At 33.3% G+C, this 25,852-nt stretch carries 21 protein-coding genes, 1 other RNA gene and 1 pseudogene; 4 read left to right on the top strand and 19 right to left on the bottom strand.

Annotation, left to right across the window (positions count from 1 at the left end; translation table 11 throughout):
* Positions 1–326: 326 nt before the first annotated feature.
* The 5 genes and pseudogenes from vwb to AA076_RS14620 all read right to left on the bottom strand — a co-directional run bounded on the left by vwb (position 327) and on the right by AA076_RS14620 (position 6,418).
* A pseudogene (gene vwb, locus AA076_RS03950) lies at positions 327–1,852 on the bottom strand (von Willebrand factor binding protein Vwb).
* A 220-nt stretch (positions 1,853–2,072) separates the two neighbouring features.
* A complete protein-coding gene (gene clfA / locus AA076_RS03945) occupies positions 2,073–4,802 on the bottom strand; it encodes an MSCRAMM family adhesin clumping factor ClfA (protein ID WP_001836218.1) in 2,730 nt (909 codons plus the stop codon).
* Positions 4,803–5,064: 262 nt separating this feature from the next.
* Complete coding sequence (locus tag AA076_RS03940; protein WP_001167175.1) at positions 5,065–5,595, bottom strand: GNAT family N-acetyltransferase; 531 nt, start codon at positions 5,593–5,595, stop codon at positions 5,065–5,067.
* A gap of 138 nt (positions 5,596–5,733) precedes the next feature.
* Entirely contained in the window at positions 5,734–6,255 is a 522-nt protein-coding gene (locus tag AA076_RS03935) for a hypothetical protein (protein WP_000608179.1), read from the bottom strand.
* Positions 6,256–6,262: 7 nt separating this feature from the next.
* The gene (locus AA076_RS14620; protein ID WP_001790158.1) at positions 6,263–6,418 is read right to left on the bottom strand and encodes a hypothetical protein; all 156 of its coding nucleotides are present in this window, start codon (positions 6,416–6,418) and stop codon (positions 6,263–6,265) included.
* Between the two features lie 435 nt (positions 6,419–6,853).
* Between AA076_RS14620 and AA076_RS03925 the strand changes: the two genes are divergently transcribed.
* The 3 genes from AA076_RS03925 (at position 6,854) to AA076_RS03915 (ending at position 8,259) form a co-directional block, all read left to right on the top strand.
* Entirely contained in the window at positions 6,854–7,582 is a 729-nt protein-coding gene (locus AA076_RS03925) for a DUF5067 domain-containing protein (protein ID WP_000757406.1), read from the top strand.
* 191 nt (positions 7,583–7,773) lie between these two features.
* Positions 7,774–7,920, top strand: coding sequence for a hypothetical protein (locus AA076_RS16120; protein WP_001057759.1), 147 nt, complete (start codon positions 7,774–7,776; stop codon positions 7,918–7,920).
* 15 nt (positions 7,921–7,935) lie between these two features.
* Positions 7,936–8,259 carry a hypothetical protein gene (locus AA076_RS03915; protein ID WP_001058299.1) on the top strand — a complete coding sequence of 108 codons (324 nt, stop codon included), beginning with the start codon at positions 7,936–7,938 and terminating at the stop codon, positions 8,257–8,259.
* A gap of 869 nt (positions 8,260–9,128) precedes the next feature.
* Here the strand turns inward: AA076_RS03915 and ssrA are convergent.
* The 13 genes from ssrA to AA076_RS03850 all read right to left on the bottom strand — a co-directional run bounded on the left by ssrA (position 9,129) and on the right by AA076_RS03850 (position 22,940).
* Positions 9,129–9,490, bottom strand: a transfer-messenger RNA (tmRNA) gene (gene ssrA / locus AA076_RS14605).
* Between the two features lie 90 nt (positions 9,491–9,580).
* Positions 9,581–10,045, bottom strand: a complete 465-nt coding sequence (gene smpB / locus AA076_RS03905) for an SsrA-binding protein SmpB (protein WP_001085185.1) — start codon at positions 10,043–10,045, stop codon at positions 9,581–9,583.
* Positions 10,046–10,066: 21 nt separating this feature from the next.
* Entirely contained in the window at positions 10,067–12,439 is a 2,373-nt protein-coding gene (gene rnr, locus AA076_RS03900; protein ID WP_001050064.1) for a ribonuclease R, read from the bottom strand.
* A gap of 33 nt (positions 12,440–12,472) precedes the next feature.
* Positions 12,473–13,213 (bottom strand): alpha/beta hydrolase, encoded by a 741-nt coding sequence (locus AA076_RS03895; protein WP_001165952.1) that lies wholly within the window; start codon positions 13,211–13,213, stop codon positions 12,473–12,475.
* Positions 13,214–13,328: 115 nt separating this feature from the next.
* Entirely contained in the window at positions 13,329–13,562 is a 234-nt protein-coding gene (gene secG / locus AA076_RS03890) for a preprotein translocase subunit SecG (RefSeq protein WP_000556760.1), read from the bottom strand.
* Between the two features lie 66 nt (positions 13,563–13,628).
* Positions 13,629–14,087 carry a hypothetical protein gene (locus AA076_RS03885; protein WP_000785252.1) on the bottom strand — a complete coding sequence of 153 codons (459 nt, stop codon included), beginning with the start codon at positions 14,085–14,087 and terminating at the stop codon, positions 13,629–13,631.
* Between the two features lie 339 nt (positions 14,088–14,426).
* Positions 14,427–15,731: a surface-displayed alpha-enolase gene (gene eno / locus AA076_RS03880; RefSeq protein ID WP_001121760.1), complete on the bottom strand. Its 1,305-nt coding sequence runs from the start codon at positions 15,729–15,731 to the stop codon at positions 14,427–14,429.
* 129 nt (positions 15,732–15,860) lie between these two features.
* Positions 15,861–17,378 carry a 2,3-bisphosphoglycerate-independent phosphoglycerate mutase gene (gene gpmI / locus AA076_RS03875; RefSeq protein ID WP_001085505.1) on the bottom strand — a complete coding sequence of 506 codons (1,518 nt, stop codon included), beginning with the start codon at positions 17,376–17,378 and terminating at the stop codon, positions 15,861–15,863.
* Positions 17,379–17,380: 2 nt separating this feature from the next.
* The gene (tpiA, locus tag AA076_RS03870; protein WP_001260089.1) at positions 17,381–18,142 is read right to left on the bottom strand and encodes a triose-phosphate isomerase; all 762 of its coding nucleotides are present in this window, start codon (positions 18,140–18,142) and stop codon (positions 17,381–17,383) included.
* 121 nt (positions 18,143–18,263) lie between these two features.
* Complete coding sequence (locus tag AA076_RS03865; RefSeq protein WP_001074749.1) at positions 18,264–19,454, bottom strand: phosphoglycerate kinase; 1,191 nt, start codon at positions 19,452–19,454, stop codon at positions 18,264–18,266.
* Between the two features lie 138 nt (positions 19,455–19,592).
* The gene (gene gap, locus AA076_RS03860) at positions 19,593–20,603 is read right to left on the bottom strand and encodes a type I glyceraldehyde-3-phosphate dehydrogenase (protein ID WP_000279414.1); all 1,011 of its coding nucleotides are present in this window, start codon (positions 20,601–20,603) and stop codon (positions 19,593–19,595) included.
* Between the two features lie 52 nt (positions 20,604–20,655).
* Entirely contained in the window at positions 20,656–21,669 is a 1,014-nt protein-coding gene (locus AA076_RS03855; protein WP_000654030.1) for a sugar-binding transcriptional regulator, read from the bottom strand.
* Positions 21,670–22,310: 641 nt separating this feature from the next.
* The gene (locus AA076_RS03850; RefSeq protein WP_000070826.1) at positions 22,311–22,940 is read right to left on the bottom strand and encodes a DUF4887 domain-containing protein; all 630 of its coding nucleotides are present in this window, start codon (positions 22,938–22,940) and stop codon (positions 22,311–22,313) included.
* A gap of 702 nt (positions 22,941–23,642) precedes the next feature.
* On the opposite strand from AA076_RS03850, the gene AA076_RS03845 reads away from it, so the two are divergent.
* Positions 23,643–24,545: a TIGR01777 family oxidoreductase gene (locus tag AA076_RS03845; protein WP_000816295.1), complete on the top strand. Its 903-nt coding sequence runs from the start codon at positions 23,643–23,645 to the stop codon at positions 24,543–24,545.
* A gap of 242 nt (positions 24,546–24,787) precedes the next feature.
* Here the strand turns inward: AA076_RS03845 and clpP are convergent, their stop codons facing one another.
* Entirely contained in the window at positions 24,788–25,375 is a 588-nt protein-coding gene (clpP, locus tag AA076_RS03840) for an ATP-dependent Clp endopeptidase proteolytic subunit ClpP (RefSeq protein WP_001049165.1), read from the bottom strand.
* Positions 25,376–25,852 lie beyond the last annotated feature (477 nt).

The raw sequence follows: 25,852 nt of genomic DNA, 5'->3' as shown, positions 1-25,852 counted from the left end.
TCAATATTATAACCAATATAATTTCCCTGTTATATTCACTAACAGCATTATATACCAGAATTTTCAGTATAATAATTAACTTGAAGTAAACGTTGTCTTAACATTTTTATTGTTTTTCAGCTTAAAATTAATTATTGATATTGATAGTTAAGCATAATAATTTTTTCGTAATATAAAGTGAAAAAAGTAATAGTCCACACCTGTTTAGAATGTGGACTATACTAGATTGCATCATTGAAATGATGACTTTGATATTATTTATTGCTAGTTTAAAATGTTGTTATTTTTACGACAAACTCATTATTTGCTTTGCAGCCATGCATTAATTATTTGCCATTATATACTTTATTGATTTGTTTATTAAAACGTTTTTGATGACCTTCACTTAAAGTATTTACTTTTTGTTGTGCATTTATTCGGTCTTTATAACTATGTGTATCTTTATAATTATCAACTAACTTTTGAGCTTCTCTAACGTGTTCACGCTTAATTACACGCTTCTCACGTTCAGTTAGATGAGAAGAATCAATTTGACTTATACCAACCAGTGATCCTGATTTTCTACCAGGTAAAGCAGACGTTTCTTCAAATTCAACAACATTATTATGCGTGTGATTTGAAGTTGTTGGTGATTGATGCGTTGTTGTGAAATCATGACTTTCACCATTTAATCCAGCCAATTGTTTTGGTGCATTATAAATAATTTGTTGCTGAGTTTGACGCTCAACTGTAGGCATTGGTACCTGTGTCGTTGTTTCAGTATATGTAGTCGGTGATGTTGGTTTCTTTGTTGGTGCAGAAACCACAAGTTTCTTGTCGTTTTCGTTGTCAATACGTTGTTTATGCTCAAAATCATATTCTAATGACACTACAGGTGTTTTCTTAATTTTTTGATTATCCAAAAATCTCGCTTTTCTTTCTTCTGCTCTTTTATCATATTCAGCTTTTTGTTGTTCAGAAACTTCTTGAGATGCAGGTTTGTGATTTTGAGTATTTAAACTTCTTTTACTTCTCTTGCTTCTTTTTGATTCATCACTTTTTGCTGCTTCAGTGTCAGATTTTAATTGAGCCATATTTTTATGATTTTTCTCTTCTTGTTTTTCATCTTCTAAAACAGGAATATTATTAGGTCTTGTTTTATCTATATCACTAAAAAATTCATCAATTATGGTTTCTAAGTCTTCTTTTTTATTTTCTAACATCCTTTTGTTAACTGCTTTTTTATTTGCTCTTTCTTCATCTTTATATCCCATAATTAAATCTAACTTACTATATAAACTTTCAACATCATCTCTATAGTTTTGATAAAATGTTTTACCTAACATTAATATCTGATTTTCTAATTTGTTTAATTCTAAGTCGCACTTTAATTGCTCCTCTTCATTAAAGTCTTTCAATTCAGGGTTATCTTTTTTTATATCTTCAATTTCTTTTAAGAACTCCTCACTTTGTTTTTTCAAAGTATTAAATACACTTTCATATCTTTCATGAGATAATCCTAGATAATCTAAATTATCAGTATTTCCATTTTTTATTTTTTTCTCTTCACTAAAAAATTTCTTCAAAGCCTCATCTTCAGCCATAAATCTCTGTTGATATTTTTTCATAGCTTCTTTATATTCAGGATTATCAAATCTTTCATTATCTAAGTTTGGAAAGGACCATATTAAATCATCCAAGCTTTTCTTATACTCTTCTACTGTTCTAGATTTATTTTTATTATTAGTCAGTTTCAACGACTAGATACATATGGATTCTTCTCCCCAGAAACCACTGCACTCGCACGATTACTTTCCCAAATTTGTGATACACATAATGCTCCCAATGATAAAACTAGCAATTTATTTTTCAACTGTATTTTCTCCTTAATTTTCCCTAATTAACAACCTACCTTACACCCTATTTTTTCGCCAAGCCAAATTATATAACATCTACCTTTTTAAAATAATTAACTGTTGATGAATTAATTATTAATTATATTCAAACAATATATTTGGAAAATCCAAGTAAAAAAGCCACCTTTTAAGGTGGCTTCTTCATGAATCATATGATTAATTTAATATCATTATTACTTATTTCTTATCTTTATTTTCTTTTTTTCTTCTGAAAAGTAGTAATGAACCTATTGATGCTAATAATCCCCAAATTAGTGACGTATTTGCTTCATCTTCAGAACCTGTATCTGGTAATGGTTCTTTACTATCTTTAGCCTCATTTTTATTAGAAGCATTAGTACCATTTTTAGGTGAATTAGGCGGAACTACATTATTGTTAGAAACTGACTCGGAATCGCTATTTGAATCACTTTCTGAGTCGGAATCACTTGATGAATCGGAGTCACTACCTGAGTCTGAATCACTCGCTGAATCCGAGTCACTATCTGAATCTGAGTCACTGTCTGAGTCGCTGTCTGAATCTGAATCGCTGTCTGATTCTGAATCGCTGTCTGATTCTGAATCGCTATCTGAGTCCGAATCGCTATCTGAATCCGAGTCGCTATCCGAGTCTGAGTCGCTATCTGAATCCGAGTCACTGTCGGAGTCGGAATCACTATCTGAATCCGAATCACTCGCTGAATCCGAATCACTGTCTGAGTCTGAGTCACTGTCGGAATCTGAGTCACTGTCGGAATCTGAATCGCTATCTGAATCCGAGTCACTGTCGGAATCTGAGTCACTGTCGGAATCTGAATCGCTATCTGAGTCGGAATCACTGTCGGAATCTGAATCGCTGTCTGAGTCGGAATCACTGTCGGAGTCAGAATCGCTGTCTGAGTCGGAATCACTGTCGGAATCTGAATCGCTATCTGAATCTGAATCGCTATCTGAATCTGAGTCACTGTCTGAGTCAGAATCGCTATCTGAATCTGAGTCACTGTCGGAATCTGAGTCACTGTCTGAGTCAGAATCGCTATCTGAATCCGAGTCATTGTCTGAGTCGGAATCGCTCGCTGAGTCGGAATCGCTTGCTGAATCTGAATCACTCGCTGAGTCTGAATCACTTGCTGAATCTGAATCACTCGCTGAATCTGAACCACTATCTGATGTAGAATCACTACCCGAATCTGAACCGCTATCTGAATTAGAATCGCTGCCAGAATCTGAACCTGGGTCAGAATCTGAATCCTCTGGAATTGGTTCAATTTCACCAGGCTCATCAGGTTGTTCAGGAACAACTGGTTTATCGATACCGTCACCAGAACCTGATCCGTTATTAAATGCTACTTCGTTGTCCCATGACATAGAGCGCCAAATTATATTCGAGTTATACCCATATAAAGTTGAACGTAAAGCTAAATCACCTTTGCTATTCGGATCAATATGACCATTAACAACTACTATATACGGTGTTGTAATTTGATCATCAGGCGTATTAAACTCTACTTTATATTGATTTGGATTTGGGAATGTAATATTCACACTATTAGTGACATCCTCAAAGTTTTCTGGATTCACAAAGTAACTTTCAGATAAATCAGCTGCATTATCTACTTTATATACTTTAATACTTGTATTTTGCTGATCTATTAATGCATTACTATCCGTATTTGGTTTTAAATTACCTGTTAAAACCGGCGCAATAACGTTATCTCCACTTGGATTGACATAAATTGTCTGACGATACGTATTATTTGTTTTATCGATTTGGTCAATTGTACCTTTAATAGATAAGTTATAAAACTTACCATATTTTTCATAATCTACTAATACTGTTTTGTTTGCTGTTGTACTACCTATGCCAGTAGCCAATGTCACATTACCTGTCTTTTTAACATTTTCAGGGTCAATATAAGCGGGCATGGTCAAAGTTGCTTTTACATCATCTTTAGTATTTACATAGTCTGTAAATGTATAAATAACATTACCATCACTATCGATTACACCATTTGCCAATACTTGATCTCCAGCCATAATTGGTGGCACTTTAGCAGTTGAAGTTACACCATTTAAGTTTAATTCTTTAGGTACAGTTATTTTGAATGTGTCACCTTTAACAGCAGAATTAGGCACTGAAAAACCATAATTCAGTTTGACATAACCTGCTTGGTGCGGATACACAGTCGTACCAGAGTCAATACCAACTGTCACATTCGTCAACTGATTCGTAATATCTGTGCCAGCTGCCGGTGCATCTGCAGCTACTGCCGCTAAACTAAATGCTCTCATTCTAGGCGCACTTGTATTAACCGCTTGATTAACTACATCTTTATTACTTGCATCTGTACTCTGTGGAGCTGATTCATTGTTTGAAGGTGTTGCTTCAGTTGAAGTATCTTGCGTTGTTGAAACATTTTCCGCATTTGTAGAATTTTGAGGTGAATTTACAGATGATACTGTATTAGTATCATTAGAAGTCGTTTCATTACTTGTTTGATTCACTAATTCCTCCGCATTTGTATTGCTTGATTGAGTTGTTGCCGGTGTATTAGCTTGATTCGTTGTCGTAGTAGTAGCTTCACCAGTTACCGGCGTTTCTTCCGTAGTTGCATTTGTTGATGATGATTGTGTCGTTTCCTGTTGTGCTGGATTTTGCGCCACACTCGTTTCGCCATTATTAGTGTTTGACGATGTTTTAGTATCACTCACGTTTGTGTCGTCTGTTTTAGGTGCAGCACTAACGCTACTTGAATCATTACTTTTGCTTTCGTTACTTGCGCTATCAGATTGCGTAACACTATTTTCACTTGCATCTGCTTCTTTACTGCTGAGTAGTCCAAAACCGATTAACGTACCTACAAGCACTGAAGCCACGCCAATCGATTTTTTCCGAATTGCGTGTTTTTCTTTTTTCTTCATATTCATTTTATTCCCTCTTTTTAAAAAGTCATTTTATATTAACTATATACCCTTTAAAGATATATTTAATCTCTGTTAATGGAATTATACACTAAAATTGCATTATAGCAATTAATTTGTATCGATATTTTATTATCCACAATAATACTTTACTAACAAACATTTTATTTATTGCTATTTTAAGAATTACAAACGACAACGTACGATTTGATTGCAAACATTTTTTATTATTAATATGAACTCTACCTAATGTAATCCTAGCTTGAAATCATATTTTTTCAAAAGCAGATGTGTAATTTATGGTACCTGTTTTTCCCGCTAAACTGTTCACTTTTAATTCTTTAATTAAAAACGCTTCGTCTGGTATACCATCATATGGTGGATAAATGTCGTACATACTTGCGCGTTGATATCCTAGATTGGCATAATACGTCGGCCATCCTAATACACTGATAAAATTATATCCTTTTAATATTGCTTCTCGTTCTAATGCTTGAATCAATCGCTTCCCAATACCTTTATTTTGATGATGAATATCAACAGATACAGGTGCTAACACTAATCCAATTTCCCGTTGTGCCTCGTTATCAAGATAAACTTCACTTAGTAAACCGTGCCCTACAACTTCATTTTGAAGAACAGCTACTAATTCTAAGGTATTGTCATACGTATCACTTAGACGAATTTGGTCTACTAGCTCTGATTCATTACCATAACCATGTTCACTATTTTCAAATGCCGTTCTAATTAACTGGTCCACTTGAGCAAAGTCATGTTGATGTATTTGTCTAATTTGCATCTTTGCCCCTCCTTTTAGTTCTATCTTATAGAAAAATGCATTACAACATAAAGTAATATTTTATAGTAATGACGCCATTATTTCATTAAAATTGAATGATATTTTTCGCAATAAACAACTACCCTCTTAAATCAATTTTTAGATAAACTGCAAATCATAAATTTCTTTATTATTATAAGTATTAAAACGGTCGATTTGACCTTTTAATATAACTTCCTGTTGTTTGCGACTTACATTATGATAATAAGTCATACGTACATTCAAATCAGCTTCATGACCATTGTTCTCAATCGTTCTTTCTAATTCTTCGTACACATTTTTATTAATTGGTAACATGTACCCTTCTTTACTAGGTAAAATATGCACGTATTTTTTCTGAATGACTTTATCCTTCCCCAATAAAACCTCTATTGCAATTTTTTTAGCAGCACCGCCACCTAAATTATATAGTTTAATATAATCTTTATGATGATGCTCTTCTGTTGCCGAATTCATTATATTAAGTTGATCCTCCTCCCTTTCTAATAAAATTTGGTTAAAACCTAAAGCTGGCAGAAAGCTAATTTTCATTTGATAAAGTTGAACTGAAACTGATACAAAATAAAATAAAGCCATAATAAATGTTCCAATAGATCCTATAGCTGAAATAATGTTAATCATTAAGATATCAACCCTCCCATAAGAAATTTATATGATTAATTTCAAACTGAAAAAGCATTTTACTTAATCGTTTATATCCAAAAACAATCATTTTAAACGTTATATTCGACTGCTCATATAAAAAGTTTTGCTTTATAGCCTTAAGTAATTTTTTAACCATCAAGTACGATTATTATTACGGCAATCTATTTGTATTGACTAAAAAATACAATAACGCTTTTAAGAGCTCCCATCTTTGACCAGTATTTTCCAAATTAATAACACGTCTTCTTCAATACATATTTATCTCATACAAATAAGTTGATTTTTTTATTTTTACAAACGTAATTTCTTAACAAATCAAAATTTTACATTTAAATCTTTCGATATATTACAAGTTTTTTTAAAAAAGTAATATATTTCTATCAATAAAAGTAATATAATATTAGTAATTATAGTTTCATTAATTTATTGCAACAATACATAGGATCATTATTACAAGAATTATTTAATATCATCTTAGAATCTCACAAAATATCAACTTTGTTTAATTACTCAAAATGATAAGTCATTTAGAGTTTTTAAAATAAATTTTTGCGAAATAAAGGAGACATGTTAAATGAAAAAAGTAATGGGGATATTATTAGCAAGTACACTTATCTTAGGTGCTTGTGGACATCATCAAGATAGTGCAAAAAAAGAGAGCACTAGTCACAAAAAGAAAGAAAATGACAATGAAGAATTAAATGAAGAACTTAAAGAATTTAAAAGCAAAAAAAATATGGATATAAAAATTAAAGGCGATACTATTGTTAGTGACAAATTTGAAGCTAAAATAAAAGAACCGTTTATCATCAATGAAAAAGATGAGAAAAAGAAATATATCGCTTTTAAAATGGAAATTACTGCTAAAAAAGACGATAAAGATTTAAATCCATCTTCTATTTCTCATGACTATATTAATATCACTCAAGATGATAAAAATACAGTAAATAAATTAAGAGATGGTTATCTTTTAAGTGATAAAAAATATAAAGATTGGACAGAACATAACCAAGATCAAATTAAAAAAGGCAAAACTGCACAAGCCATGTTTATCTATGAGTTAAGAGGTGATGGAAATATTAATTTAAATGTCCATAAATACTCAGAAGATAAAACAGTTGATTCTAAATCATTCAAATTTAGTAAACTTAAAACCGAAGATTTTTCTCATAGAGCGGAAACAAGAGAAGAAGTAGAAAAGAAAGAAAAAGAATTTGAAGAAGAGTACAAAAAAGAACAAGAACGAGAGAAAGAAAAAGAAAAGCAAAAAGATGACGACCACAGTGGTTTAGATGAAGTATAAATTTGGTTTGTTGATTGTCTTACATTCAGTTATTTAATTTTTAGAGAAACTGACTTATTTATAGCTTAGCCAACATGATACTATAAAGCTATGATTAAAAATAAAAAATCTGTGTTTAATGGTGTTAAAGAAATCAGTCCCCGTGCCGGAAAATCATAAAAAAAAGATGGGATAAATTTGTAAATCCCGCATTGAATAATGCATTAAAACAAGAAGAGGCTACATGGGGAAATGTACAAGGTCAAGTTTCACAAGCATTGATGGGAACTGGTATTAAAGATTCTACTGCAAGAAGCATAGGGTTTTGGGTTTCCCAAGTTGGTCAAGCATTAATATAAAAAGAGTGTGATAAAATGAATAATGAAGAATTAGAAATGAGATTGTTATTAATGAAACAATCAATAGAACAATTACAAGAAGAACTAGCGCCTAACTTAAAAACTAGAGATTTAGTGTTATTAAGATATATGTATTCATATAAAGAAATTAATATGCTAGATTCTTACTTGTTCCAATTGGCTACAAATAAAGAGCAAATAACAAAAAAACAATTTAAAACAAAATTGGAAAACATTAGAGAAGTACCAGAAATACCTATTAGACAAGTTAATGATATATTAGAAGGTTATAAAAATAGTGAGTTATATGTTGAGTTGATAAATAGCATCCTAAAATAAAAATAAACATACTAAGATTAGCTATGAAGGAATCTATGACGATAGATTTTTTCATAGCTATTTTTTATAGTTATAAAGAGGAGTAGTCTGTTCTGACTCTTGGATTTTAAATATGTATAATAAACAAGTAAGCTTTACTCTCGCCTTTTAAAATTCGTTTGTAGTATGTTGGGTTCTTAAAATCGTGAATAGGAAAATGCAATGAGAAAGGTTAAGTAAAGTTTTTAACTTCTCATTTATTCAATGGAAAATTTTTTATCGATTACTTAGACATTAATATTAGTAAAAGAAGTAGTGTAGTTGCAAATTATAAAAACTAAAAATTCCAAAAAGAGTTTATCATCCAAAACAATAAAAATGGCTACAATGGTATGTTGTGAAATGCATTTCTTAACTACGACTTCTTTTATTTCCGTCTCGTCAACTATTGCTGATTGTGTTAATAGGCATATTGATTCTAATGAAAATATCAAAACTCGGCTCATCTCTTTATAACTACACCCACTTAGTGACGTAACAAAAATGAAAAGTTCTTTTTCAGTAGCCATTTATCCAATTAAGTGTAGACGATTCACATTTTTATATTGACATATATAACATGGAGAATTTTTTGCGTATAAAGAAGTTTCTTCATGAACAATGTTGAATGTAAAACTCAGAATCCAACTTTTTTGACACTTATTTGACACACATCACTGTCCCCTTATATCTCAAAAACTAATTCATAATCACTTATTACTCTTTCCTCCATCAAATAAACACCTATACAAACACTGCTATATCAATACTCACAACAAATTCTGCAATGCATTATCCCCTGAAAAACACAAAATAAAAAAGCCCACAACCACAAAGGCTGTAGGCTACAAATATGGAGACGGCGGGATTTGAACCCGCGTCCAAAGGTCCTGATACACATCTTTCTACGTGTGTAGTTTATCGATAGGTTTCGCATCATGAAAAGTGATAAACAACCAACATGATGCTAGTTTGATTAAGTTTCTTCTAAACAGACTTCAAACGGCAGTGTTTAGCATATCCTATTAAGGTTGAATCGCGTTAACAGCACATAGGAAATGCTGTTAGGCGATGCAGAGTGCGATTAGGCAGCTACTGCGAAATTATTGTTTGATTTGCCAGTTATTATAAACTGTGTGTGTTGATGACGAAGACAACCCTCCGACACGCTTAATGAGCTCGGGGGACCCCTGTCGAATCCATGAACGTCCCCGAAATAATAAATCAAACAAATCATACTTTTGTAATTTACAAAAGCACATATAACTATATCAAATATAGCCCGATTAAGCAACTAAATCGCTTAATAACGGGCTTTCATATCGCGCGCAACATCTCGTTTGACTGCTTTTTCTTTCAAAGCTTGACGTTTATCATATTTTTTCTTACCTCGTGCAACACCAAGTAATACTTTACAATGTCCATGCTTCAAATAAAGCTTTAACGGCACAATCGAATAACCAATCTCACGTGTTTGATCACCCAATTTAATGATTTCACGCTTGTGCAATAATAATTTTCGAGAACGAAGAGGATCGTGATTAAAACGATTCCCTTCTTCGTATGGTGCTATATGCATATTATTCAAATACATTTCACCGTTTTTAACTTGCGCATAACTATCTTTAAGGTTAGCACTACCTCGGCGAATTGATTTTATTTCTGTGCCTTGCAATACAATTCCCGCTTCAATCGTATCTTCAATATTATAATCATGTCTTGCCTTACGATTTTCCGCTAATGTACCTGGTGATTTCTTCTTAGCCATTCATACTCACCTCATTGCTGCTTATTTTTTCTTACGACGTGCTTTCTTTTTCACACTTTTATCTTTATAAAATGGCTTATGCTTACTATTACCTGATTTATCATTATTACGTTGGTTTTTACCTTTACGTTGCTTACCTTTTTTCTTACGACCCTTATCATCAGATTTTGATTTATCTAATGATTTACCACGCGTTTTGGCTTGAATTGTCTTACCTCGCGCTGGGCGCTGTGATCGATCATTTTTCGGTAAAGGCATACCTACAATTTGAAAATCAATTAATCGTTCATCTACATCAACATGCGTCACTTTAACCTTAACTGTGTCACCAATTCTAAATACTTTAGCTTGACGCTCACCAATTAATGCCATTTGACGCTCTTCAAAACGGTAATAATCATCAGTCATATTCGCAATATGAACCATACCTTCTATCGTATTTGGCAATTCAATGAACATACCGAAGTTAGCTACTGAGCTGACAATACCTTCAAATTCATCACCAATATGTTGAATCATATATTCTGCTTTTTTCAATTCATCAGTATCACGTTCTGCCTCAATAGCACGACGTTCACGTTTAGAAGTATGTTCAGCTAACTCAGGCAATTTGTCTTCCCAACGCTTCACTTCTTTGTTATCCATTGATTTCTCAATTAAATACTTACGGATTAAACGATGAACTGTTAAATCAGGATAACGTCTAATTGGTGATGTAAAATGCGTATAATATTCAGCTGATAAGCCAAAATGTCCCAAGTTCACATCATCATAATGCGCTTGTTGCATTGAACGCAACATCATTGTTGAAATGACCATTTGTTCAGGTCGACCTTCTACTTCTTCTTGAACCTTTTGAAGTGTTGTTGGATGAATATCTTCGCCAGTACCCTTAATCATGATGCCAAAGTTTGTAATAAAATCAAAGAATTGTCTTAAGCGATCTGATTTAGGTTGCTCATGCACTCGGTAAATAAAAGGTACATCTAACTTACTAAAATGTTCAGCAACTGTTTCATTTGCAATTAACATAAATGATTCAATTAGACGTTCACCCTCGCCACGTTGTCTTAATTGAACATCTGTTGGTATACCGTCTTCGTTAACTAATACTTTTGCTTCACTAATATCAAAATCGATTTCACCACGTCGTTTTCTCATTTGAATCAAACGATTAGATAAATCTTGTGCTAAATCTAGCATAGGCGTAATTTCATTATATTGTTCGCGAATGTTAGGATCCTTTTCAGTAATAATCTGATTTACCGCATCATACGTCATTCGATAATCAGAATGTATAACACTATCAAAAATTTCATGTTTAACAACGCGACCACTAGCATCGATTTCCATGCGACAGCTTAGAGTTAAACGATCAACATTAGGATTCAATGAACAAATACCATTACTTAATCGATGTGGAATCATTGGAATTACACGGTCAACAAGATATACACTTGTCGCTCTATCATATGCCTCTTTATCCAATGCAGAACCTTCTGTTACATAATAGCTGACATCAGCAATACTTACAGTTAATTGCGTATTACCGTTCGCTAACTTTTTAACACTAATTGCGTCATCTAAGTCTTTAGCATCAGCACCATCAATTGTGATTGTCAATTCATCACGTAAATCATGACGGCCTTTAATTTCAGTATTTTCAATATGATCAGGTACTGCTTCAGCTTCTTGTAACACTTCATCAGGAAATTCAATTTCTATGCCATGTTGATAGATAATAGATAAAATATCTACGCCAGGATCATTTTTATGTCCTAAAATAGCAGAAATATGTCCTTCTGGATTATCTGAACCATCAGCATACTTAGTAATTTGTACAAGTACCTTATGACCATCGACTGCGCCTAAACTTTGACCTTTAGGAATGAAAATATCTTGCATAATACGTTTATCATCCGGAATAACAAAGCCAAAATGTCTAGCTTCACTATACGTACCAACAACTTGAGTTACAGAATGCTTCTCAATCGACTTAACTTCCCCTTCGATTTTACCTTTATGTTCACCTTTTGATTGATGGATTTCTACAATAACAGTATCTCCATCCAAGGCACGATTAATTTTCGTCGGGGGAATAAATATATCTTCCATATCCTCATCTTCAGGTCTTAAGAATGCAAAGCCTTTTTTATTTTGACTTAACGTTCCTTTTATCAATTTTGATTGACCTCTATAACTATGCTTTTTTTGGTATCTGTCTGTTTTTGTACGTTCGATTAATCCTGATTGTTCTAACTCCACAAGCACCTTAATTAAATCTCTAAACGAGTCGGCACTGCTTAAACCTAATGCATCTTGAAAATCTGACACTGACATAGGTTCATATTCAGGTTGATTAATAATCTCTTCTATAGATTGCTTTAAATTCATTATGCCCCTCCTTTCTAATGTTAAAATCTCTTTTTATTCTGACCAGTCTAATGACTCTAAAAATTGATAAATATCTTCAAATACTTGTTCTTTCTCTTTATCAATCGTAATAACATGTCCAGATTCACTGTACCACTTGATATTTTTGTCATCAGAATCTACATGGTCATATATATAATTTGCGGATTGTGGATCAATCATATTGTCGTTTTCTGCTTGAATCACTAAAATAGGATCCAACACTTCATCAACTTGCTCTTTAATCGTATCTAATGCTTCACTTAGTTCTTTTAAAGTTTCAGTTGGTTTAAAATGATCCATTTCATTATCAATAGTCTCTTGATCTTTACCTTCATACTTTTTAAAATTGCGTGCATATTCTAAAAAGCCTTCATAAATGGCACCTTCAGTTTTGCCACCCATAGGAGCACACATCGTTACAATACCCTTTACATCTCTATTTAAGCTTAATTTTAAAGCAAAATCCCCACCTAATGATAGACCAGCAACAACAATTTCATCATAACCTTGTTCAACAAGATAATCATAACCATCTAACGCATCTTTAAACCAAACGAAAGGACTAGATTTCAGTATTTCATCTGGTGGTGCCGCGTGGCCTTCATATTGCGGTGCATATGATGTATAACCTTTCTTTTGTAAAAATCGACCTAATTGACGAACATCAGACGAATTGCCTGTAAAACCATGTAGTAATAACACGGCACGTTTACCTTCCTCAAAAAAGAAAGGTTTTGGTAATTTTATCTGCATAAATCTAACGCTCCCTTTGCATACTTAACTAGGCTATATATTTTACATAGCTTATTGTTAAACTATTACATTCTTAATTATAAATAAAAAAGCCCGACATTTACATCGCCGGACCTTACATACCAAGATAACTTATGCAAATCATAAGTACAAAAAATAATATTGATAAAATAATTGTTAATCTATTTAAGAATAAATCGACGCCACGTTGTTTTTGTTTACCGAATAACTGCTCAGCACCACCACTGATGGCACCTGAAAGTCCACTGCTTTTACCTTCTTGGAGTAGTACAACAGTTATTAATGCAATACAATCAATGATTAATAATACGATTAAAAATGTATGCATAAATTGTCCTCCGTTCCTTATATACGACAAGTAGTATATCATATTTTTATTGTTAAAATCAATTTTCTAGCGATTAAATGTACTTTTACGTTTGATAGAAACAACAAGCATATAAATCGCTAATGCAACCGAACCTATAATAACAATTAAAATTGGCAATGTTAAGTACGCACCGTGTGCAGCTTTTATTGCTTGAATTGTGATTGATAAATTAATCAACGTAAACAAACTATTTGATACATAAACTGCAAACATAAACCACCACACATAAGTATGTCGATTCCAAAAAGTGATGAAGCCTGCTAGATAAGCCAAAATATACATAATACCAGTGAATCTAAAGCTGTTTAAAATGTAATCAATCGCTTTATCTGAAGTGTTTTGATTCGTTAAATTAAGTAATGCTTTGGCAGTCGCATTATCCAACGAAACAAAGTAATGAATAATCAATAATATTGAGAATACGATTGATGCAGTTGCAATAAAGCGTCCTGTTTTAATTTCTTTATTCGTTCTATCAGCCATTTGTTTACTCCTCATATATTTAAATACGTTCTATAAAACCTTTATTTAATTTTACCTTTTAATAAAAGTGAATACCCTGTCATACAATATTCATTTCAACATAAATTTATTATACCAGTTTAAGAATACAAGTTAAATATGTGTTATTAGTTACCTCATGATTATTAGTCTGTTATGATTAATACTTCAAAATAAAAAACCTACCACAGTCTCAACTCTGTGGCAGGCTATAAATTTAAGCGTGAACTTATTTAAGCGTGAACTCAAAATCTTTATTTAATTTATACCGTCATAATAATCCTCAACTAAAATTATGTCAGCATTTGATTATAAAGAAAATTATTTATCTAAGTTATAGAATGATTTGATACCGTCATATTTAGCAGTTTCAAATAATTCATCTTCGATACGTAATAATTGATTGTATTTAGCAATACGGTCAGTACGTGATAATGAACCAGTTTTAATTTGACCAGCGTTTGTAGCAACAGCAATATCAGCAATTGTTGTATCTTCTGTTTCACCTGAACGGTGAGAAACTACTGCTGTGTAACCAGCTTTTTGAGCCATTTCGATTGCATCAAATGTTTCAGTTAATGTACCGATTTGGTTAACTTTAATTAAGATTGAGTTACCAATTCCGTTTTCAATACCTTTTGCTAAAATTTCAGTGTTTGTTACGAATAAATCGTCACCTACTAATTGTACACGGTCACCGATACGTTCTGTAAGTTGTTTCCAACCATCCCAGTCGTTTTCGTCCATACCGTCTTCAATTGTAATGATAGGATATTTGTCTACTAATTGTTCTAAGTAGTCAACTTGTTCTGCAGCTGTACGTTTTGCACCGTGTTCGCCTTCGAACTTACTGTAGTCATATACACCATTTTCATAGAATTCTGATGATGCACAGTCAAATCCTAAGAATACTTCTTCACCTGGTTTGTAACCAGCTGCTTCGATTGCTTGGATAATTGTTTCAACAGCATCTTCAGTACCTTCAAATTTAGGAGCGAAACCACCTTCGTCACCTACTGCAGTTTCTAAACCACGTTTGCTTAAAATTGATTTTAAGTTGTGGAAAATTTCAGTACCCCAACGTAATGATTCTTTGAACGTTGTAGCACCTACAGGTAAAATCATGAATTCTTGGAATGCAATTGGAGCATCTGAGTGAGAACCACCATTAACGATGTTCATCATTGGTACTGGTAACTGCTTACCATTAAATCCACCTAAATATTTGTAAAGTGGTTGACCTAATAAGTCAGCTGCTGCACGTGCTACTGCGATAGATACACCTAAAATAGCATTTGCACCTAATTTACCTTTGTTTGGAGTACCGTCTAATGCGATCATCATTTTATCAATAGATACTTGATCTAATACTGAAAATTCACCTTCAATAATTTCTGGTGCGATGATTTCATTAACGTTTTCAACTGCTTTAGTAACACCTTTACCTAAATAACGTGATTTGTCTCCATCACGTAATTCAACAGCTTCGTGTTCACCAGTTGAAGCACCTGATGGTACTAATGCACGACCAAATGCGCCACTTTCAGTTAATACTTCTACTTCAACAGTTGGGTTACCACGAGAGTCTAAGACTTCGCGAGCGTAAACATCTGTAATAATTGGCATGTTTATAATCTCCTTTAAATAGTTATTCTATAATTATTATAGCTTTATTCTTTCATTTAACAAAATGATATTACTATTATTTTCAAAAAATAAGTGTCATTAAGCGTTTACTTAACATCTTTTACAATATTAGTGTTTAATTAAAGATTCACCTGTCATATCTTCAGGTTGTTCTACATTTAATAAATCTAATAATGTAGGTGCTAAGTCACCTAAGCGACCAGTTTCTCTAAGTGTAACGCCTTCTTTTGTTACAATCACTGGTACTGGGTTCGTTGTATGCGTAGTCATTGGTTGATCATCATCCGTCAATACTTGATCAGAGTTACCATGGTCAGCAGTAATAATTGCATAACCGTCCATGTCTAAAATCTTATCAACCACTTCTCCTAAACATTCATCAACCGCTTCGATTGCTTTGATTGTCGGCTCAAGCATACCACTATGTCCAACCATATCAGGGTTAGCAAAGTTTAAAATAATTAAGTCCAAGTCACCTTTATTTAACTCTTCTAATAATGCATCTTTAACTTCATAAGCACTCATTTCTGGTTTCAAGTCATACGTTGCAACTTTAGGTGAATCAATTAAACGACGGCGTTCACCTTTAAATTCCTCGTTACGTCCACCACTCATAAAGTAAGTAACGTGAGGGTATTTTTCAGTTTCTGCAATACGTAATTGAGTTAAATTGTTATTTTGTGCAATTTCACCAATTGTATTATTTAAATCAACTTTTTCGAAGACGATAGCCGCATCGATATTGTCATTATACTTAGTGAATGTTGCATAGAATAAGTCTTTAACTTGTTCAACTTTAAAGCCTTCGAATGCTCTGTTCGCAAAAATTTCCGATAATTGCGCTGCTCTATCAGGTCGGAAATTATAGAAGATCACTGCATCTCCATCATTAACACCGTCATTTTGATTCTCAACGATGAATGGTACTACGAATTCGTCAGTTAAGCCCTCATTATAGCTTGCTTCTACACCTTCTTTGGCAGTTGCATAAGTTGGGGCATCAAAATTACGAATAGCATTGTAAGCTTTTTCTTCACGTTCCCAACGTTTGTCACGATCCATTGCATAATAACGACCAGACACAGATGCAAATTGACCAATGCCTAATTCATTGAATTTAGCTTCAGTCTCTTCGATGTATTTCAAAGCGGATTTTTGATCTACGTCACGGCCATCTAAAAATGCGTGTACGTAAACTTTTTCAACACCTTGTTTTTTAGCAAGTTCTAACAAAGCAAATAAATGTTTGTAATGACTGTGTACACCACCGTCAGACAATAAACCAAAGATGTGTAACGCTGAATCATGTGAATTCACGTGTGCAATTGCATTATTTAAAACATCATTTTCAAAGAAATCACCGTCTTCAATTGATTTATTGATTCGAGTTAAACTTTGATAAACGATACGTCCTGCACCGATATTCATATGACCAACTTCTGAGTTACCCATTTGTCCTTCAGGTAGTCCAACATCTAAGCCACTCGCTTCGATTTGAGTCGTTGGATATTTGTTGTAATAACGATCAAAATTAGGCTTGTTTGCTAATTTTACCGCATTACCATGTTCGCTTTCGCGGTTCGCAAAACCATCTAAAATAATTAACGCAGTTGGTTTCTTAGCCATGATTATTTTGCACCTTCTAACAATTGTACGAAATCTTCAACTTTAAGTGATGCGCCACCTACTAATGCCCCATCAATATCAGTTTGTGCCATGTATTCTTTAATGTTGTTAGGTTTAACACTACCACCATATTGAATACGAGTTGCTTCTGATACTTCTTTGCTTGATAAGTCAGCAATAGTTTGACGTACAAATGCACACATTTCATTTGCATCTTCAGATGTTGATGATTTACCAGTTCCGATTGCCCAGATTGGTTCATAAGCAATTACAACTGATTTAAGTTGATCTTCAGATAAACCTGCAACAGCTTTCTTAACTTGCTCACCTACAACATCGTTAGCTTTACCACTTTCACGCTCTTCGTCTGTTTCACCAACACATATAATTGGAGTCATTCCATGTTTGAAAATAGCGTGCGCTTTTTTGTTAATTTCTTCATCTGTTTCGTGGAATAATTCACGACGTTCAGAATGACCGATAACAACGTATTTAACGCCTAAATCTGCTAATGCAACTGGAGACGTTTCACCTGTGAACGCACCATTATCTTCGAAATACGTATTTTGAGCACCGATTTCTAAACCTTGTGCTTTTCCTTCTTTAACTGCAGTAGTTAATGCATCTAATTGAATTGCTGGTGCACAAATTACTGATTCTACTTCTTTTGAATCTGGTAGTGTTGGTAATGCATTGACGAAGTCTTTTGCTTCTTGTACTGTTTTGTTCATTTTCCAGTTACCAGCTATAATTGGTGTTCTCATTAAAGACACTCCTTGTTTTGTAAATATTTTTGAAAAGTGATGAAACACGATGTCATCTTGTGACTGTTTTCCCGTAACAATGTTAAACAAACATGCCACATCACTTTAAACTATCACTTTATTATTTATTATTGATTGCTTTGATACCAGGCAATTCTTTACCTTCTAGGTACTCTAATGACGCGCCGCCACCAGTTGAAATATGAGTGAAGTCATTTTCAAAACCTAAAGAGATTGCTGCTGCAGCTGAATCACCGCCACCGATAATCGTAATTGCATCTTTAAGGTTTGCAATTGCTTTACATACACCAATTGTACCTTGTGCAAAGTTACTGAACTCGAATACACCCATAGGTCCATTCCATACAACAGTGTGCGCACCTTCTAATTCATCTGCAAATAATTTTACAGTGTTTGGTCCAATATCCATACCTTCTTGGTCTGCTGGAATTGAATCAGATGGTACTACAGTGATTTTGGCATCATTAGAAAATTCTTTAGCAACTTTAGTGTCTACTGGTAATACAATTTTATCACCATGTTTTTCTAATAAATCTTTTGCGAAGTCGATTTTATCTTCTTCTAATAATGAAATACCAATTTCTTTACCTTGCGCTTTTAAGAAAGTATAAGCCATACCTCCGCCGATGATAATTTTATCAGCTATGTTAACTAAGTTTTTGATGACATTAATTTTGTCAGATACTTTTGCTCCACCTAAAATAGCAACAACTGGTTTATGTGGATCGTTAACTACGCCGCCAATAAACTTAATTTCTTTATCCATTAAGAATCCAGCTGCAGTTTCTAAATGTGTAGAAATACCAACATTAGATGCATGCTCACGATGCGCAGTACCAAAAGCATCATTTACAAACACATCACCTAAAGATGCCCAGTATTTACCTAATTCTGGATCATTTTTAGATTCTTTTTTACCGTCTAAATCTTCATAACGTGTATTTTCAACTAATAATACGTCGCCTTCTTTAAGGTCTTTAATAGCAGCTTCAAGTTTTTCGCCGCGTGTTTCTGGTACGAAAACAACTTCTTTATCTAATTTCTTAGATAAGTCTTCAGCAACTGGACGTAAAGTTAATTTTGCTTTATCACTTTCTTCTTTCACTTTACCTAAATGTGAAAATAGTACGATTTTACCACCTTGTTCGATGATGTATTGAATTGTAGGTAAAGCTTGAACGATACGGTTGTCATTAGTAATTTCACCGTCTTTTAAAGGTACGTTAAAATCAGCACGTACTAGGACTGTTTTACCTTTAAGATCTAAATCAGAAACAATTTTTTTAGCCATGGTGTTTCCTCCTTGTAATTAGGAAATTTTATATAAAAATAAGCGGAGAAGCGTTTGTGCTCCCCGCTTACTCATAAGCTTTAATTAATGCTAAATAGTTCTGAGCACTAGCGTATTTGAATAAAAACTATACTAAAATTATTTAGAAAGTTCAGCTAAGTATGCTAATGTACGAACTAATTGTGCAGTATATGACATTTCGTTATCATACCAAGCTGCAACTTTAACTAATTGACGGTCGCCAACTGACATTACACGAGTTTGTGTAGCGTCGAATAATGAACCGTAAGTCATACCTACAACGTCTGAAGAAACGATTTCGTCTTCAGTGTAACCGAATGATTCGTTTGAAGCATTTTTCATAGCTTCGTTAACTTGTTCAACTGTTACGTCTTGTTTTTCTAATACTACTGTTAATTCAGTTAATGAACCTGTAGCTACAGGAACACGTTGTGCACCACCATCTAATTTACCATCGATTTCAGGAATAACTTTACCGATAGCTTTAGCAGCACCTGTTGAGTTAGGGATGATGTTTTCTGCCGCTGCACGAGCACGACGTTTGTCACCTTTTCTGTGAGGTGCGTCTTGTGTATTTTGATCACCTGTGTAAGCGTGAATTGTAGTCATTAAACCTTCAACTAAACCAAAGTCATCGTTTAAAACTTTAGCAACTGGTGCTAATGAGTTTGTAGTACATGAAGCACCTGAAACAACTGTTTCAGAACCGTCTAACTCTTGGTGGTTAGTGTTGAATACGATTGTTTTTAAGTCACCAGTAGCTGGTGCTGAGATTAATACTTTTTTAGCGCCTGCTTCAATATGAGCTTGTGCTTTATCTTTATCAGTGTAGAAACCAGTACATTCTAATACTACATCGATATTTAAGTCTTTCCAAGGTAATTTGCTTGCATCTGGTTCACTGAATGATTTAACTTCTTTACCATTTACGCGGAAACCACCATCAACTACCTCTACTTCACCTGTGAAACGACCTTGCATAGTGTCATATTTTAATAAATGCGCTAACATGTCGTCATCTGTTAAGTCGTTTACTGCTACAACTTCAAGACCTTCTACTTCTTGAATTCTTCTGAATGCTAAACGACCAATTCTACCAAAACCATTAATTGCTACTTTTACTGCCATTATAATGGCCTCCTTTAAAATGATATTTAAAAAGTATTAAACTTTTTATCTCTTATTCAAGTATTATCTTTGCTGCGGCTTCATCAGTGATTAACACTGTATTCTTGGGTGCAATCGTCAAGTATGCTTTAATTGCTTCACCTTTCGATTTGCCTCCTGCAACTGCAAAAATAAAGTCTTTTGATTCAAGGTCTTCTAATTGAAGTCCAATTGTTTTAACCTTATGGACAATTTGACCTTGTGTATCAAAATAATAACCAAATGCCTCTCCGACAGCTTGATGATGTTGAAGTTGTTCAATGACCTTTTCAGGTGATTGACGTCGATGCGCCATCTTCAGCGCATCACCAATGCCGTGTAATATAACGTTTGCTTGTTTAATTTTGTCTAAAGTGTTTATGACTGATGGCTCTAACAACAATGTATTATATGTTGTTTCACTGACATTATCAGGTACATACATCGTCGTATAATAACCGCCAGCTTGTTGTGCCATACTGGCTGCAATTGTGTTTGCCTGAAAGACAACATTTTCGCCTAGTCCACCTCTGGCTGGTACGAAGAATACATTATATGGTAATAAATGAATTGCTTCACTAACACATGCCATCGTGGATCCGCCAGTTACAGCAACTATCGCGTCTTCTTGTAATATGCCTTCAAGTAATTGACCTGCTTGTCTACCTAATTCTGTTTTAACAGATTGACTATTATCAGCATCACCAGGAACAACATGAACTTCCTTAATTTGAAATTTATTCTTAATACCTTCTGACAGACGATTATCATCTGCATAGATATCAAAGTAACCTTTCAATTGCGAAATCAGTTGCTCACCTTCAGCTGTAATTTCCATTCCGGTAGGCTTAACTTTTATCAAATCTTGTTTCTTAAGCATATCTGTTTCAGAACGCAGTACACGTTCAGTCATATCCATATGTTCGCTTAAACTTCGACGTCCGACAGGCTGATTTTTTGAGATAGTAGTAAGAATAGAAAAACGTTTATACATTTTATCTATGAGATCCGGTATAAGCTTTTGCTGTGCTTGCAATAAGTCTTTCACTACTACCTCCTCCTTATATTTATAAATGTAAATAAGGATATGTCACAACCAGTGGTTGCCTTTTTAAGTCCCGCGTGGGACAAAAATTAACCTCTTTACACTTGCAATAGTACTATTCTATTTCAAAAATTGCAAGCATAAAACTTAAATTTTCTAAATAATTTGATAAAGCGCTTGCAATATATTTTCGATTTGTTATTCAACAAAACGTTTTATTTTATTCGCTGTAGTCAAATGTATACCCTTATACTGACTCGATAATCATTTGCTTATTATTTGAGACTAGGACATAAATCAATGCTCTAGAATCCAAAAAGTCACATTAGTAGTAGTTAACCGAACGAAAATGCACTTGTAACAAGCTTTTTTCAATTAAAGTCAGGGGCCCCAACATAGAGAATTTCGAAATGAAATTCTACAGGCAATGCGAGTTGGGGTGGGACGACGAAATAAATTTTGCAAAAATATCATTTCTGTCCCACCTCACTCAAAATAAATTTCACTATCCGTAAAATAAACAACTAACTATTTAAGTATCATCTCTCCCCTAATTAACAATTATAAAAATAAGAACCAATATTCGAGACAACCTAATTAATTGTGTTGTCTGTCATACTGGTTCATTTTTGTTTGACTAAATACTACTTATCATTAGCATTATTTTGTTTATTTGTTGTTGATTGGCTATTTTGTTGTGGTGCTTGTGGTTTTGCTTGCTGATTTGATTGATTGTTTTGTTGATTATTATTTGGCTTTGGTGTTGGTTGTTGCGGCTGTGGTTTAGGCTGAGCTGGTTGTTTATTATCATCAGTTTTCTTCTGATTATCATCTGATTTATCTTGAGATGCTTTGTCATCCTTATCTTTCGACTCATCCTTTGATGCTTTATCATCATTCTCTTCTTTAGCAGGACGTTGCTTTGTAGGTGCTTGTTGCTGAGGTGGCACATATTGATATTGATTCTGCTGTGGCAATTGCTGATATTGGTTTGCTTGTGAATCTAGCTCATTCTGCTCTTTTTCCTCTTGTTGCTTTTTCTTTCTCTCTTTTTCTGCATTTTCTTTTTGACGCTTTTCTTTTTGTTCCTGCTTTTGTTCGTTCAACATACGTTCTTTAGCTTTATTCGAATGATCTACATATGCAAAAATTGCAAATACTAATCCTCCGAGTAATAGCAATACCGTCGCAATGCTAACTACTTTCGCTGTTGTACTCATTTTCTTCTTACTTCCATCTTCATTTTTATTGTAGTCGTAATTTTGATTCGACATACTCTCCCTCACTTCAAACTAATTTAAATATAGAAATTATCACGCAACCATTAACATTTTCACAACTAATTTGCTTACCTAGTTTCTACAAATATTAATAAACATTTACTCTTTTTGCCTTCTTCAACTTAAAACTGCCTTCACTATTACTCACTCGTAAATCGGATTCATTTTTACAAAGAAATAGTAGTCTTATATATCTTAACATTTAATAACTAAATCAAACATATTTTGAGCCTTTTTTTGAAAATTAACATTTTAACCTTTTTGATTTTACAACAAATTATAGCTACGTATTGAAAATTAAAGCATTGGTTTAAGTGTTGTGTTAAAAGTTTTTATGTTTAGATTGTTATATTACTATGTATTCTTAAATTTGTTTAAAAAATTAATGCTTTAAATTGATGTATAATGGGAATAAGAAATAAATAAAAACGACCCGCACGATTAACGTACGGGTCCACTACTAAAGGGAGTCAAATTTTTACCTTCGTTTGTATCATGCAGCGTTTTACACATACTTTTAAGAGATGTTTATTCGTTATCGAAGGTACACCTTTATTATAACTTATATCATTTTTATTAAAATACAATTCAAAAAAAGTTATTGACATATTATTGTCTAAATAATGTATAACCTTTGAACAACAATAATGATTATTAAATAGTAACTAAATACAAAATTACATGGGGTGAATGATAATGAAACAATACTTAATTACTGGTGGGACTGGTATGGTTGGATCTCAATTAGTTAATGAAATTAAAAAATCAGATTCACATATCACGATATTAACGCGACACGACCAAATTTCAAATGATAAGAAAATTTCATATGTCAACTGGGCTAAATCTGGGTGGGAACACAAAGTTCCTCAAAATATCGATGTGGTCATCAACTTAGCAGGTGCTACATTGAATAAACGATGGACACCGGAATATAAACAAACGCTAATGCTAAGTAGAATTCAATCTACGCAAGCTTTATATGAATTGTTTAAATCACGTAATAAAGCACCTAAAGCTTTATTTAATGCTAGTGCCACTGGTTACTATCCTCCTGATTTATTTATGAGTTACACAGAAGTTTATAAAACTTTACCTTTTGATTTCTTATCAGATATTGTGTATCAATGGGAACGTTTCGCACAACAATTTGAACAATTAGGTACACGAGTTGTCATCGGTCGTTTCGGTATAATTTTATCGAATGAAGGCGGTGCGTTACAAACAATGAAACTACCATACGAATATTACATTGGTGGTAAATTAGGTTCTGGTCAACAATGGTATTCATGGATTCATATCAATGATTTAATTCAAGCTATTTTATTTTTAATAAATAACGAGTCAGCTAGTGGTCCGTTTAATTTAACTGCACCTATACCTGAACGTCAAAATTTATTTGGCTACACTTTAGCAAGAGCTATGCATAAGCCTCATGAAACTTGGGCACCAAGTCTTGCAATGCGTCTCATACTTGGTCAAATGTCAACAGTAGTATTGGATACTCAAAAAGTATTACCTAATAAAATTCAAGCATTGGGATTCCAATTTAAATATAGTAATTTAAAAATGGCACTTGAAGATTTAATTAAAGAATAATCAATACCATTAATGAGCATTAGAAACAACATATGTACTAAATGTAATGTCTAGAGCGACTTACAAACAAAGGATTGAAATGTTCCTTTCAATGTCTACTTTGAAGGGAACATTTCATATAGTTACGGTTCAACTAGCTTCATTCAATCATATTTCCGCTCAAAGTATAGTAAACAAATTATTGACACCTTGGTTTACTCATACAAAAAGAGCAGACAGCTTAGTCTACTCTTTACTTTGAATTATTTTGTTTCAGGTACCATCACTTCATCAATTAAGCCATATTCTTTAGCTTCTTCTGCAGTTAAGAAGTTATCACGATCTGTGTCTTTTTGTATTTTTTCAATACTTTGACCAGTACGCTCTGATAAAATGCGGTTTAATTTTTCACGTGTTTTTAAAATGTGATTTGCAGCAATTTCGATTTCAGTTGCTTGTCCTTGAGCACCACCTAATGGTTGGTGAATCATTACTTCTGCATTTGGTAACGCGAAACGTTTACCTTTTGCACCAGCTGCTAATAAGAATGATCCCATTGATGCAGCCATACCGATACAAATTGTTTGAACATCAGGTTTAATGTGTTGAATTGTATCATAAATCGCAAAACCAGCTGTTACACTTCCACCTGGTGAATTAATGTATAAATAAATATCTTTCTCTGAGTCTTGCGCTTGTAAGAATAATAACTGTGATACGATTGAATTTGCTACGTTGTCATCAATTTGTGAACCTAACATAATAATACGGTCTTTTAATAAACGTGAGTATATATCATATGCACGTTCACCGCGGTTTGTTGTTTCAATAACTGTAGGAATTAAATTCATCTATATTTCCTCCTTGTAATAACTGTTACTCATTATTTTACATATTAAGTCAAATTTGGTCAAACACTTTGACTTTAAATAGTTACATTGTTTGACGCTTTTCTCTTTCCTTTGTAAACTGATAATATCTATTTTAGATTGTACTTATTTTACTTCTCATAGTACAGAGATATGATTACATATTTGCTCCTTGTGGTGTAATGGATAACACGTAAGATTCCGGTTCTTAAGATAGGGGTTCAATTCCCTTCAAGGAGGCTGTTTTAATAAAATACAATACTTTTCAATACAGAGAATCCCGCAATGTCGGGATTCTTATTTATGCTGATTTTGTTTTTGTCTATGATCAGGGACTTTCAGGGACTCAATTAATTATCACATTCATATTTTCTTATGACCAAATTGATACATATGATGCTATTTAATGAGAAAATTAGGCATCACTTGGTTATTGAATTTCCTTCATTAAACTTTCCA

The sequence above is a fragment of the Staphylococcus aureus genome, assembly GCF_001027105.1.
In the GTDB taxonomy this organism is placed as follows: Bacteria; Bacillota; Bacilli; order Staphylococcales; family Staphylococcaceae; genus Staphylococcus; species Staphylococcus aureus.
Note: the sequence above shows the minus strand (reverse complement) of the source record. Positions and strands in the feature narration are given on the sequence as shown.